Annotated in this window: 12 protein-coding genes; 2 read left to right on the top strand and 10 right to left on the bottom strand. The window is 49.5% G+C overall.

Translation table 11 applies throughout. From position 1 onward, the window contains the following. Positions 1 to 55: 55 nt before the first annotated feature. The 3 genes from MYS68_RS37330 to MYS68_RS37320 all read right to left on the bottom strand — a co-directional run bounded on the left by MYS68_RS37330 (position 56) and on the right by MYS68_RS37320 (position 3,189). Positions 56 to 913, bottom strand: a complete 858-nt coding sequence (locus MYS68_RS37330) for a carbohydrate ABC transporter permease (protein ID WP_248930581.1) — start codon at positions 911 to 913, stop codon at positions 56 to 58. Between the two features lie 20 nt (positions 914 to 933). Then, positions 934 to 1,809 carry a carbohydrate ABC transporter permease gene (locus MYS68_RS37325; RefSeq protein ID WP_248930580.1) on the bottom strand — a complete coding sequence of 292 codons (876 nt, stop codon included), beginning with the start codon at positions 1,807 to 1,809 and terminating at the stop codon, positions 934 to 936. A gap of 72 nt (positions 1,810 to 1,881) precedes the next feature. Continuing rightward, positions 1,882 to 3,189, bottom strand: a complete 1,308-nt coding sequence (locus tag MYS68_RS37320; protein ID WP_248930579.1) for an ABC transporter substrate-binding protein — start codon at positions 3,187 to 3,189, stop codon at positions 1,882 to 1,884. Positions 3,190 to 3,376: 187 nt separating this feature from the next. Here MYS68_RS37320 and MYS68_RS37315 point away from each other — a divergent pair, with 187 nt between their 5' ends. Beyond that, on the top strand, positions 3,377 to 4,237 hold the full coding sequence (locus tag MYS68_RS37315; RefSeq protein WP_248930578.1) for an AraC family transcriptional regulator: 861 nt from the start codon (positions 3,377 to 3,379) through the stop codon (positions 4,235 to 4,237). A gap of 665 nt (positions 4,238 to 4,902) precedes the next feature. Continuing rightward, positions 4,903 to 5,049 (top strand): hypothetical protein, encoded by a 147-nt coding sequence (locus tag MYS68_RS37310; RefSeq protein ID WP_248930577.1) that lies wholly within the window; start codon positions 4,903 to 4,905, stop codon positions 5,047 to 5,049. Here MYS68_RS37310 and MYS68_RS39240 read toward each other — a convergent pair. The 7 genes from MYS68_RS39240 to MYS68_RS37280 form a co-directional block, all read right to left on the bottom strand. Then, on the bottom strand, positions 5,022 to 5,105 hold the full coding sequence (locus MYS68_RS39240) for a hypothetical protein (protein ID WP_476742047.1): 84 nt from the start codon (positions 5,103 to 5,105) through the stop codon (positions 5,022 to 5,024). The two genes, MYS68_RS37310 and MYS68_RS39240, sit on opposite strands and share 28 nt — an antisense overlap. A 324-nt stretch (positions 5,106 to 5,429) precedes the next feature. Continuing rightward, complete coding sequence (locus tag MYS68_RS37305) at positions 5,430 to 6,269, bottom strand: carbohydrate ABC transporter permease (RefSeq protein WP_248930576.1); 840 nt, start codon at positions 6,267 to 6,269, stop codon at positions 5,430 to 5,432. Positions 6,270 to 6,281: 12 nt separating this feature from the next. Beyond that, positions 6,282 to 7,151 (bottom strand): carbohydrate ABC transporter permease, encoded by an 870-nt coding sequence (locus MYS68_RS37300; protein ID WP_248930575.1) that lies wholly within the window; start codon positions 7,149 to 7,151, stop codon positions 6,282 to 6,284. A gap of 82 nt (positions 7,152 to 7,233) precedes the next feature. Then, positions 7,234 to 8,568 (bottom strand): ABC transporter substrate-binding protein, encoded by a 1,335-nt coding sequence (locus MYS68_RS37295; RefSeq protein WP_248930574.1) that lies wholly within the window; start codon positions 8,566 to 8,568, stop codon positions 7,234 to 7,236. Positions 8,569 to 8,827: 259 nt separating this feature from the next. Beyond that, positions 8,828 to 10,444 (bottom strand): response regulator, encoded by a 1,617-nt coding sequence (locus tag MYS68_RS37290; protein ID WP_248930573.1) that lies wholly within the window; start codon positions 10,442 to 10,444, stop codon positions 8,828 to 8,830. A gap of 35 nt (positions 10,445 to 10,479) precedes the next feature. Next, positions 10,480 to 12,186 (bottom strand): sensor histidine kinase, encoded by a 1,707-nt coding sequence (locus tag MYS68_RS37285; protein ID WP_248930572.1) that lies wholly within the window; start codon positions 12,184 to 12,186, stop codon positions 10,480 to 10,482. Between the two features lie 2 nt (positions 12,187 to 12,188). Beyond that, complete coding sequence (locus MYS68_RS37280) at positions 12,189 to 13,742, bottom strand: extracellular solute-binding protein (RefSeq protein WP_248930571.1); 1,554 nt, start codon at positions 13,740 to 13,742, stop codon at positions 12,189 to 12,191. Between the last annotated feature and the right edge of the window lie 17 nt (positions 13,743 to 13,759).

The following is a 13,759-nucleotide window of genomic DNA, read 5'->3' as shown; positions in this document are numbered from 1 at the left end:
ATGATTTCTCCTTTAGTTTTTTTATATGAAATGGTTGCTGCCCAATGGATACGGCTCAGCCTTTTACCGCCCCGGCGGTCATTCCTTCGATAATGAACCGTTGGAAGATCGCGAAAAATACGAGCTGAGGGATGATCAAAAGCGTGCTTGCCGCAATAATGCCGCCATAATCGATATTAAATCGGCCTTTAAACTGAGAGATTCCAAGCGATATCGTCTGCATGCCGTCTTTGTTAACGAGCGTCACAGCGAATGGAAACTCGTTCCATATATAGAGAACATTAAAAATAAATATTGTTGCGACAACAGGCATAATGACCGGGACTACGATGGATCTGCACAATGTAAACAAGCTGCAGCCGTCGATGACGGCGGCTTCTTCCACTTCTTTCGGGAAGCCTTTCAAAAAGCCGGTGAACAAAAGCGTATTAAACGATATCGAAGTGGCGATGTACGGAATGATCAGGGATGCGTACGTATTTAACAAGTCAAGCGAAATCGTAATCCGATATACCGGAAACAGCAGGATAAACGCCGGAATCGCCAGCCCCGCCAAGAGAAGAACATGGATCGAATGCTTCAGCTTGGCGGATCTGAACACCATTCGCGACAAGGCATATGAACTCATGAACGTGATGACCAGCTCGATCGCGATCGTGACGACTGCAATCAGAAACGTATTTTGATACAACAACCCCAGATTCAACGTGTTCCATGCGCGAACGTAGTTGTCCAAGCCGAACGTCCTCGGCAAGCTGAACGGATCGTTCAAGATGTCGTTATTGGATTTGAACGATAATAGAATCATCCACAAGAACGGCAGCAGGACGACTAAGGTGACGGCATAAGATAAACTATGCGTGCCGATCGCATGAACATATGGATTGGACCGTTTGCCGGCGATGTGATTCAAACCCCTTCAGCCCCTATTCATTATTCATCGATGGTTTTTCTATTGAAACCCATGTACGCAAGCGAAAAGATCATCGTCAGCAGAAACGTGACGAAAGCAATGGACATCCCGTAGCCGTATTCCCCCGAGGTAAACGTCACATTATACATATAAGTGACCATCACTTCGGATAGATGATTGGGCCCGCCGCCCGTCAGCATAAATACCGTCTCAAATATTTTGAATACGCCGGTAATGATGAGTACGACATTGATCTTGATCGTTTCGTTCAGCATCGGGATTGTTATGAATAACATCTGCTGCAGACGGCCGGCGCCATCGATCGTGCTGGATTCGTACACATCCTTCGGAATCATTTTGAGACCGGCCAGGAAAATCGTCGCCAAGAAACCGACGGTTTGCCAAACAAAGATCACGCCGACGGAATAAGGGGTCCATGTCGTGCCGCCGATCCATTGCAAGGCGAGCCTGCCCAAGCCGATGCTTTTAAGAAAGTGATTGATGAGGCCCATCTGCGGGTCCAAGATGAACACCCAAATCAATCCGACCAGAATCGGCGCCACAATGCTAGGTGCGAAATTTAATGCCTTAATCGCGTTTCCGCCTTTCACCTTGGCGTTCAAAAGCAGAGCCAGAAAGAAAGAACCCGGCAGCAGCAAGACGATGGAGACCCCCAGAACGATGATCGTATTTTTTAAGGAAACCCAAAACAGACGGTCTTGAAACAACTCCGCGTAGTTTTTAAGTCCGATGAACTCGGCTGCTCCTATGCCCGTATACTTAGTGAAACTGTAATAAAAGGAAATTAAAACAGGCAAAATGATGTACCCCAGATAGATAGCCAAGGTAGGAAATAACATCAGAAACAAATATTTACGTTTGCTAAGCCAAATCATCGCACTCTCTCCCTGTCTGCCTTCTTGATGAGCGCGTTCTGCCGACGAAATGCCGGCAAAAAGCGACGACGATTAACGCATCTTCTTATCGACAAGATCAAGAGCTTCCGCAGGCTTGAAGATTCCGTTGATGACACCGTAAATGCTGTCGTTCAGGGCGTTTGCCGCAGCTTCGCTGAGCACCAGGTCCGGCTGCGCGACAGGACGCTCCCAACCCGGAAGGTTCATTTGCTCGAGCACCGCATTGTAGACGGGATACTTCTCCTTGTCTATTTTGCCCATATACTTTACGACCGGCGGCGCTTCATTCTCGGCCATAATGGCCGCGCCTTCTTGACTGTAAAAGAACTGGAAGAACTTCATGACCGCGTCATATTTCGCGGCGTCTTTTTTCACTTCTGCATTCGCTACGAGCGGAGCCGCTCCAACCACCATGGCGACTTTCTGATTGCCGACGCCGTCAGAGAATGTCGGTCCCCAAGAGAAACCTACGTTTTTCGCAATCGGACTTGCTTCGATCTTCTTGGTTTCCCATACGCCGGCATCCAGCATAGCCGCCTTCCCCGCGGTAAACATCTCCACCGCTTGGAAATAGGACAGTGTGGATACGTTTTCAGGGAAAGCTCCCGCCGTCCGAAGCTCGTCGATTTTCTGATAAAACTTGAGAAAATCTGGGTTGTTGAATTTCTCCTTGCCTGCTGCGATGTTATCGATCTTGTTAAAAAAACCGTAACGGGTCAGCATCCCGAGGAAAGCCCAGGTGCTGAAGGCGTCTTTCGCGCCTTTGGCAATCGTGACGACATTATTGCTCTTGAACACTTTCGCCGCAGCCAGCAGCTCGTCGTAGGTTTCCGGCACTTTCACTTTGTATTGATCAAATATTGCTTTGTTATACCATAGTCCGGTTACCAGCGCCTGATAAGGAAGGCCGAATTGCTTGCCGCCATCCTGGTAGCTTTGTTTCAGCTTGGCATCCATATTGGAAGCGATGTCATCGTTGGTTTTCAGAAAATCCGTCAGGTCGAGCAGCATGCCGGCTTTGTTCATTTCTTTCGCAGGTGCCGGCAGCATCCAGAATATATCCGGCAGCTGCCGGGCTTGCGCAGCCATCTTCATCTTCTTGACGTGCGAATCCGTGTCGGATCCTTGCAAATCGATTTTGATATTCGGATATTTTTCCTGAAACTTCTGTACAATGCCGTACATGTAAGGCTCCTGATCCTTGACATTGGCAACATGCATAGCAATCGATAACGTGACGGCCTTTTGCGATTCCGATCCGGTTGCCGATTTCGTGCCGCCGGACGGCTGCTCGTTGCCGCATCCCGCCGAACTCAAAGCAAGCAACGCCGCAGTCATGATCGACAAACATTTTCTCATATGCCCGATCTCCCCTTTTCCCATATTGCTCTCCTAGCAAATGTTGCTTCTGCCGCTCGGAGGTTACCCTAATATTAACCGTTTACATCCCCATTGTATTTAGCAAAGCTTATTTATTATTTATCATTTATTGCTTTTCCAACTTGTGATAGGATCATATTATACCGAACCTGCGAGGAGGAATTTCGTGATCTTGCACCAAATATCCCCATATATTCGCGTCGCCATGGACAACATCGTGGAAGGGCCTTGGGTTATTGAAGAGAGGGTATTGTTCGATTACGAACTGCTTTACATCATGGAAGGCAAAGTGATTTGTACGATCGAGGATACGGTCTATGAGGGAGAGCGCGGGGATATTTTTTTATTTCGTCCCAAACAGCGCCATAAAATTGTAAAAGTGGATGGTTCGCGGTTTCGCCAGCCGCATATTCATTTCGATTTTTTCTATAATACGGACAGCGAGAAGGTCAAGGTATCGTTCCGGCCCCTCGAAGAAATCGGCGAAGAAGAGATCAACTGGTTCCGTCAGGATATCGTCGATCAGATGCCGGTTCCGCTCCCCAGCCATTTGCGGTTGAAAAACCCGATCATGATTGAAAAAATGCTGATGGATATCATTTACGAGTATGAAACGAAAATGCCGTTATACGAATTTAAAGTGAAGGGATTGTTCATCCAGCTCTGGATTCAGCTGCTAAGGGAGAACTATTGGAACATGAATCCTCAGCTCGAAACGAATATGCACACTTTGATGCACGTCAAGCAGTATCTCATGCACAATACTAACCGGAAAGTCCGTTTGGACGAAATCTCCAGAATGTCGGGAATCAGCAAACATTACCTCGTTCGTCTGTTTCATCATTCATTTGGCATGAGTCCGATTCAATATCATAACTTGATGCGCATGCACGCCGCACGCCATCTGATTCAGTTTACCACGGAACCGCTTACTATCATCGCCGAGAAAATGGGATTCCCGAACATTCATGCATTCAGCCGATTTTTCAAAATGGTCGATGGCACTTCGCCGTCCTTTTACCGTTGAAAAGGCTAGGAATTTCGCCGCGACATCCGCTATTTACTAGAGCGGGATTGCCGGGCTCAGTTATACTTCCAATACAAAAAAATCTTATGTTAACATATGAGTTATATTGGTCTCCGGCGTTAAGCCTTAGCGACGCTTAGTCCCTCTTCCGTTTTGGGCTATGCGATTTCTTTATGATATGTTCCCCGGAATAAAATCGCTTCCTGCCGAGCGAACCGTTTCGTTCAGCGCGTTGTCCAGCACGAACAGAACATAATGCGAGCCGCTCCGGGAAAACGGCGACGGGCAAGTAGGGTACGGCGTCGCTCAGCTGAATGCCGATCGTTTCCGAGGTTCAAGGTCGCCATAGCGCTTTGTTTAAGGGGCTTGCTGAATGGGGACTTAGGAACCCGAAGTTAACTTTCGGAGAATCGTTCGGTACTATCTTCCCCCCCCCAATTGAAACATTTGGCGTCGAGACTAGGGGTCGACCGAGATATGCCGGTTTACGCATTAAACGAACGGAGATGGGGAGTTGTTTTCCAAACTATGCTTGACCATGTCCCTTCCTATCGCTGGCCGAGAAGGTTCAACCGCTGGAAACCTCAAAAGAAAATCTATTTGTTCATTATTCGGAAGCGCTGCAGGATCTGCGTAAATGCCTTCAGACTGATGACGAAGCCGCCGTGGAAAATACGGTTTCCAAGTGGATTTCCTTCATCGGGAAACACCGTTATCCGGTCCACGCCGTTCGCAGCTGGGTGGTCAACCTGATGAGCGATTTGGAGCTGAAATATTCCGGGGATCATGCCAACGCTTGTGGCAATCGGTAATGACCGTGAACGTGATGTCTTGGCCATACCTCACAGAAGAGCTCGCTGCTCTGCATGAATTCCCCGATCAGCGCCGCAAACCGCTCATCATGGGGAGCAGCGCCTTCGCTTGGGCTACGTCCTCTTCATTATATTCCATTTCCGATTACTAATTAAAGAACGTACGCGAATAGCATGTAGCTCTTAAACAGGGGACTTATCTTAACCTAAGCATTAGGAAAACAACTTTATTTTTTCAGTCTACTCGATAGATGACTTCATACGATTTCGGGTAGTTATATTAAACTGCTTTCCTCCAAAGCCGTTTCAACCAATTTTCAGGATAGCAAAAACAAGACACCTACCCTGAGAGGCAGTGTCTTGCTTGCAGAGAACTGTGCTCATCCTTTATGCGCGCTGAAAGCTACCCCTTCGATAAACCGTTTCTGGAAAAGGAAGAACAGAACGATCATTGGAATAACGGCCATGAACGCCCCCGCCATCAATACCGGATAGTTTGTGCTGAACATGGAGACCAGCGTGGCGAGTCCCGAAGATAACGTGAGCTTATCCGGCGAACTATTAATAATAAGCGGCCACTGCAATTCGTTCCACGACCAAAGAAGCTGGATGATAACGATAGCTACCAAAGCCGACTTCACCAAAGGCAGCATAATATATCGGAACGTCTGAAACGGGTTGCAACCGTCCAAAATCGCAGCTTCCTCCAACTCTTTGGAAATCCCTAGAAAAAATTGCCTGAGCATGAACATGGCGAACGGACTGACTAAAGAACAGATCCATAGGGCCGTCACTGTGTTGACCAATCCCCACTTGCTCATCAGCAAATATTGCGGCGTGTAAAAAACAGGATTCGGCACCATCATCACGGAGATGATGATGAAAAACAGAATCGTCCTGCCCGGAAACCGGATTCTGGCGAACGCAAAAGCGGCCATAGAGCTGAAAATAACAGGGAACACCGTTTTCATGAATGCGGTAAACACCGTGTTTACATAGTAATGAGCAAAATCCGATTTCTCAAACGCTTTCGCATAATTGCTCAAATTCGGATGCGACGGGAAAATGTTCACCGGGATTTGCGTGGCTTCTGTAACGGTCTTTAAGGATGTCAGAATCATCCACGCAAAGGGGATGATCATGACGATGCTAGCCGCGGTAAGCACCATGTGAATGATCAGGTTGGACCGGCGATGACCGGCCCGTTGATTGTTCGCCATTCTCTTACCCCCTTAATCGTAGACGACCCATTTTTTCTGAAAAGCAAACTGCAGGCCAGTCAAAATCAAATTGATGACCAGCAAAATATTGACGATAGCTGCTCCGTAGTTCTGATCATAATATACGAACGAATTTTGATAATACGCATAGACGAGAGAACGTACCGCAGGCAGCGCTACGTTCGTTTTGCCGATCAGCAAATAGATCGAATCGAAAATTTGCGTTGCGCCGATCATGAGGACAACCGTCGTGAAAAACAAGGTTGGCGTAAGCAGCGGCAGCGTGATATATCGGAACTTTCGGAACCGCACGGCTCCATCGATTTCAGCCGCTTCATACAAGGCTCTCGGAATGCCCTGCAAGCCCGCCAATATGAGCAGCATATTGAATCCGATCGCCCCCCATACCCCTACGATCACCAGCGCAAACATCGCAAACCTCGTATCGGAAATCCATGCGACATGAGTGCCCAGCAAGTAGTTGATAAAACCGTAATCGCGGGCAAAAAGCACGACCCAAACCATGGCCGCTGCGGCAGGCATCGTGACTTGAGGCAAGAAAAAGATGACTCGGTATGCGGACAATCCGCGAATTTTGGCGTTGAGCAGTACGGCAAAAAAGGTAGAGAACAAAAGCGTCAGCGGCACGAACATCACCGCATAATACAACGTGTTTCGCAGATTTTGCCAAAATTCTTTATCCTTGAACAGCCTTTCGTAGTTCGCCAAACCAACCCAATGATTGACCATCCCGAAATTCTCGGATTTTAAAAAGCTAAGATAAATCGAGTAAATCGCCGGCCAGGTCCAGAATAAAACTGTACCGAGCAAGGTAGGTGCAATCATAATATATGCCCAGACGTATCTGCTTCTCGAATTCATGGCCTACCTCCCCTTATTCAGCGGAGGCATTCCGGACTTCCGAAATGCCTCCGACTTCTTCCTATGATCTATTGCGAATCGCTTACTTATTGCTCGCGATCGCCTGATTCATCATCGCAGCCACTTGTTTGGCGCCGTCTTCGATCGAGATTTTGCCGCCCCAAGCTTGCGCCATAATTTCTCCTTCTTTAGTAAACCAAACCGGATAAGCTTTCGATCCTGCCGGGTACGGCATCGCATCCGCAGCCTGATCGATGAACACTTTCAGGTTCAACTGCGGTTTCGATTTTACCCATGCCGCTTGCGTATCTTTGAATGCCGGGATTGCCGCGCCCATTTGCGCCGTAATTTCCGCTGCGCGCTTCGAGCCAAGGAATTTGAGGAACTGCCAAGCTTCGTTTTTGTGTTTGCCTGAAGCCGCCATAACGTTGCCGAGACCGTTGATGATGTTGCCGCGTTTTACTTTGCCTTTCGGAAGCGGAGCCCAGTTCCATTTTCCTTTGATGATGTCGCTGCTGTCGATATCCGTCGTTCTCCAGTCGCCTTCGAAGATCATGGCCACTTTGCCGGATTTGAACATCTCCGTGGCATCCGTATCCGTCATTTGCTGATGCGTCGGGGAAGATTTGTCGAGAATCATTTGGTAGCGGGCTTTCAGCGCTTCGATCGACGCCGGATCGTCATATCCGGATTTCGAGCCGTCCGCGGAAATGATGAATCCGCCGTTCGCGAGCATATCATTCCAGTAGCCGGTTTGCGTATCCATCTTGGCCGCAAAGCCGTAGATGCCTTTGTCCGGTTGGCTCAGCTGCTTGGCTGCTTGCGCCAGTTTCGTGTAGTCCCACGTACCGTCCGGATACGGAATGCCCGCTTTGTCGAACAGTTCTTTGTTGTACGCGAGCCCGATCGTATCGAAGTCTTTCGGAATCGCATAGTTTTGTCCGCCAAGCGTGTAAATGGATCCCAGGTTCGCTTCGTAATTGTTCAGGTCGATCTCGCCGGCTTTCACTTTATCGGTGATCGGCCCCAGAAAATTGCCGGAAGCGTATTTCACGAATTGTCCGCTATGCATCCAGAACACGTCCGGCAAAGTGCCCGCCGGCGCCGCCGCGGACATCTTCGTCCAGTACTCGCCCCATGGAATGACGTCGACTTTAACTTTAATAGTAGGGTTTTGCGCGGTAAATTCTTTGGCGATCGCTTCCATCGCCGGCTGCTGCAGCTGATCCCAGATCGTATAAGTCAGCGTAACATCTTCCTTCGGCTTGTCGGCATTTTGGCCAGCCGGCGTGCTGTTTCCCGAAGCGCTTGCCGGTTCGCCGTCTTTAGAGTTACTGCCGGAGCATCCCATCAGAGCCAGAGCGAAGACAATGAGAACGCTCATTGTGATAATCCAGACCTTTTTGCGAAATAACACGGTTTTTTCCCCCTCAAGATTCATAATGGATGAACGCAGCCCGAAAAAAAATTTGCGCACATTTTCTCGGAGTTCGCCTCACAAGGCGTCCCTTGTGTTTCCATCATAAAACAGGTAATCCCCCGGTGGAATGCCTTATTTTTAAGATTAAAGCCCGAAAATTAAGATCGGCTTGCAAGATTGACGTTCGCCATCCATCATTGAATTTCGGCGATAAGTAAAATATATGCGCAATTTTTTGTATTCAGACCTCCGGCGATTACAGCCCGTTCTTATATTCCTGCGGCGTCATGCCGTAATGATTTTTGAACAGCTTGATAAAGTATTGAGGCTTTTGATACCCGACCTCTTGCGCGATCTGATTGATTTTCAGATCCTTCTGTTTCAGAAGCTGCAACGCCTTATCCATCCGCACACGAAGCACGTAGTTGGAAAAATTGTCGCCTGTTTCGGACTTGAACAAATTAGAGACGTAAACGGGATGCAGATGAACGTGATCCGCCACCGACTGCAGCGTAACGTCTTTCACTTGCTCGTTGACGAAACGGATGACCTGCTTGATGAGATCGTTGCGGAAGCGATCCGACATGCTCCCGCTATAAGTTTTCAACTGCTGCAGACTCTGCAGAGACCATTCCCGCAACGGCTCGATGCTCCAACCGGCATCGAGCTTCAGCATTTTTTCGGCTTCCCGGCCGAAGATGTCATAGAAGCGCTTCCCTTTCTTATGAACGTAATAGGAAAAAGCTTGCAAAATCGTGATGTACGCTTCGAAAACATGTTCTTTCGTTTTATTTTCCCGGCGCGCCAGCTCTTCGAATACTTTTCTGATTTTCTCTTCCGCGGCGCTCCAGTTCTCGACCTCCAGCAATTGCATGAACGTTGGAGCCACGTACAATACGGACAAGGGGCGTATAGCCTCTACGCTTCGCTCCTGCAGGTCATGAAAAAAGCTCTCCGTTTGGAACCCGATATAATCGGTAAACACGGAAAGCAAATTATGATACACTGCAGGAACTTCGTCCGGAAACGAGCTCCAATTACTCATGACCACTGAAACCTTGATCTTCAAAAATTGCTTAATCTGATGCTGCACGAGCCGGGCAAGCCTTTCCGCTTCCTCCATCCATTCCTTCCCGGAAGTTTCGGACGGGTGCTTCGGACGAACAAGAAAGACCACATAGTTATAGTCGTCCTTGCAATGCCAAATATGAAATCGGGGGGAGAAAATCTCGTCTGCGATATTCGTCAATGCATATTCAAGCAGCGACACGCTATAGAGATCCGTTCCGGCAAAATCCTCCTCAATGCGCATGCACAGCATAAGAACCGGATACCGCTCATAAAACGACAGCTCGTACAGCTCCAGCTTGTCGCGAAGCATGGATAACGGCGGCATTTTGCCGCCGAGCAGCTCGCGCAGCAGCGACTCCCGCAGCTTGGGCAGGCTTTCCCGAAACAAATACGACAGCTTCTGCTGATTGACCAGCAATTCTCCTTCTCTTTGCAGATCGCCGATCAGAGCGCGAATCGCGCTCTCCAGCTCTTCATAGGATACTGGCTTTAGCAAATAATTGCTGATGCCCTGGCGAATCGCTTCTTGCGCATAATGGAACTCGTCGTGACCGGTCAAGATGACCGACTTGATTTTGACCCATTTATCCTTCACCACCGAAACAAGCTCCAGCCCGCTCATGCCCGCCATCCGAATGTCGGTAACAATCAGATCGACAGCGTGATACTGCAGCAGCTCCAGAGCCTCTTCTCCGGAATACGCTTTATGCACGGCAGAAATCCCCATTTGTTTCCATGGAAGTCCGTTCGCCAAACTATCCACCAAATGCGTATGATCGTCCACGATCAAAATTTCGTACATGTCCGATGCCCCCTCCGCCCCGAAATCCGTACAATTCATTCTTGAACAAGCCAACTCAATTCCGTGCACAATCCGCCCCACTCCGACATGCTGAGCGTTAATCCCGCCCCCTCGCCGTATAGCAGCGTTAACCTTTGATGCACATTCTGCAAACCCGAGTCGATTTCGCCGCTCGCCGTGTTGCGAATCTTAGCCAGCATCGCTTCCATTTGCACCGGCGCGATGCCCGGTCCGTTGTCCTCGACCGCTATCCGCGCGGTGCCGAACTTCACGCTCCCCCGGATACGGACGATCCCGAATTGGACCGGCTTTCGGAAAGCGTGTACAATCACGTTCTCGACGAGCGGCTGCAGCGACAGCCGAGGAATGTCCATTTCCAGCATGGACGGTTCGATATCGATTTCGTACTCAAAATCGTCTGTCAGCATCCGATGGATGTCCAAATAATTGACGACCAGCTCCATTTCTTCCTTAAGCGTAGCTAAACTGCGGCTAGTCTTGGTCGTATAGCGATAATACTTGCTCAAGCTCATCGTCATGGAAACGGCCGCTTCCTTCTCGCCCAGTTCCACCATGCTCTTAATATACGCCAGTGTGTTGTAGAGGAAGTGCGGATTGATTTGCGACTGCAGCTGTTTAACTTTCGCTTCCTTCGTCCGGATTTGCTCCTTCAACACGTCCTCGATCAGTTCTTCGATCTTGGCGGCCATGGAGTTGAAGCGGTCATACAAATAACGGAATTCCCCTTTCGGAGGATCTTTCATCCGGCTCGTGTAAATGCCCTTCTCGATAAAGTTCATGCCCTGCATCAGCTTGCGGAACGGAATGCGGATGCTTCGGTAAAGAATAAAACCCAGGATGCAGGCCATGAAGAGCATCATCCCGCTGATGATGTAGAACGTCATCTGGTTTCGCTTGATGGGCGCCATGATTTTGCCGATCGGTACGTAGTCCACCAAATACCAGCCCAGCGGTTGAATCATCTCCATATGAACCTGGTACGTGCCATTCTTCATGCGAATCAGAAGCGGCTTATAGCTGTCGGCATGCTCGATGAGTTTCAGTTCGGGCAGTATCTCCCGAATTAAAGCTTGATTAGCCGTGTAGTTGTAGATAGGTGAATAACCCGGCTTGTACAGAAAAGGATCTTCCAGCCCTTTGCCCTTGATATCGGATAAATCGCTTTTGATTTCCCCCTCGTCCACTTTCGCTACGACCGTTAAGTCAACCTCTTCCCCTTTGGCTGTTTTGGCCGGGCTGGATATCGTTTCAATGAAATAGGCTCCTTCGTTTGCTTTCGTCCGGTAGTTCCAGAACCCGTCTTTATCCGGCAGCACGGAAGGCACGGCGCCCAGGCTGGAATTGCTCTTGATGACCATCCCTGTCTTCGGATAAACGACGGCGATAACCCCTTTCCACCTTCCGTATCCCGCCAGTCGGTTAATTTCTTCGGACACCGTTTTCAAAGTGCGAAAACGAAGCAGATCGTCGCCCAGAAGGTCGGGATAAGCTAAATTTCGGACTTCCGTGCTTTCATAAAGCATTTTTTGATAAGAGTCGAATTGAGCGAACATTTGTCCGAGCTGTCCGACGAAGGTTTCGACCTGCGTACGCTTCGCCTTCACGATTTCCTCGGTCAGCACGCGCGAGCTTGTTTGGTTGGAATAGGCGTACAGGATAATAATCGGGGTCAGCAACAGCAACAAGGCGATAACCATGTTCGTAAAAATGCTCGATCGCATCGTTATTCCTCCTGACCCGCAGGGGACGGCTGGCTCGCCCGGAATGCCGCATATTGCTGCTGCAGTTCAGCCCAAACCTTGTCGTAGCCGGATTTCTTGAGCGCGGCGATCGCGCTGTCGTATTGCTTTTCGTAACTGACGATTCCTATGTTGATAGGAACGAACTTCTCGTTATATACCGCGAGCAACTTGGCGTATTCTTTCTTCACCGGCTCCTGGTCGAAATGAAACCCGAATATCCGCGATATTTGGGCGTTATCGTCGTTATGCATCATGTCCTGCACGACGGAATCGTCGACATTGGCCGGGGCCATGAAATATTTTTTGTTCCGCCACATCCACTCGTACATCAGCTGATCGTTCGTCAGCAGCTTGATCTTGCCGTTCTCGATCCGGTAATCCTTGCCTTCTATACCGTAAATGATAAAGTTGTAATGCTCCTTGCTTTGCAGAATCCAATTCATGAGTCGCATGGCCCGTTCCGGATGCCGGGCTTTCGCCGGAATCATATACGCTTCGTTGGAAGGCGCAGCGATATATTTCGGCTTGTCCGGCGACAGATAGTACTCCCTAAGCCTCGCCGCCGCATCCGCATTTTGAGCCGTTTGCAGGTTTTCCATCGCCCGGGAAACGGCACCGACGCGAAACAGCAGCTTGCCCGCATTCTCTTGATCGATATTGGCGGCCGGATTGCCCACGAGGTTTTTATCGATCAGCCCCATGCCGACCCATCGCTGCCGGACATGCGCCACCTTTTTATACAGATCGGATTCCAGATAATTCACGAGCTCTCCGGTGTTTTCGTTCACGGCGAACATTTGGTTCTCGTCCAGAAAAGTGAGCGGCTGATCCGACAGCTCGCGCCATAGAACGTCTTGGCCGCGGTCCGTTTCCAAATATCCGTAGTAACTCGGGTCAACGGCATACATTTTGTCGTAAAATGTCTCCAGATCCGATATCGTCCGAATGGCCTTCATCCCGACGGACTCAAGCAAATCCTGGCGAACCATGACCGATGTAAATTTCCCCGCCGAGGTAAAGGCTTGGGAAGGAATCGCCCACAGCTTCCCGTCGATTTGGTCCAGCTTAAAGTTGTCCGCCGGTATGTTGGCCGTCAGATCCCGCCCATACTTATGCAGCAGCATATCGAGCGGCTGGATGTATCCTTTTGTCTTGTAGTCCGACACGAACGGCGTTCCGTACCAGAACAAATCGTATTCTTCGCCGGTGGACAGAGCGAGCTCGAGCTTCGATTGATAGTCCGACCACGGGATATAGGTCAATTCCAGCTTCAGATTCAATTCCTTCTTTAACCGTTCGTTCAGCTCGTTATCGGCGAACTCCCGCATGCGGGCCGACTCGTCGCCCGGCATGATCATCTTTACGGTAACGAAGGTTTGCGGTACGCCAGCGGCATCTTCGCCTTCGGACGAAACGGCTTCCGAGGCGTCGGGCGTGCCCACAGCGAACGGGCCGATGCCTTGGCAGGCGCCAATCAGCGTGAAAAACATCAAGAAAACCATCACCGCGAACAGATGCAATGCTCTGCCGGTCATATGCAAGCCCCCCTCGA

Source organism: Paenibacillus hamazuiensis, assembly GCF_023276405.1.
GTDB classification, from domain to species: domain Bacteria; phylum Bacillota; class Bacilli; order Paenibacillales; family NBRC-103111; genus Paenibacillus_AF; species Paenibacillus_AF hamazuiensis.
Note: the sequence above shows the minus strand (reverse complement) of the source record. Positions and strands in the feature narration are given on the sequence as shown.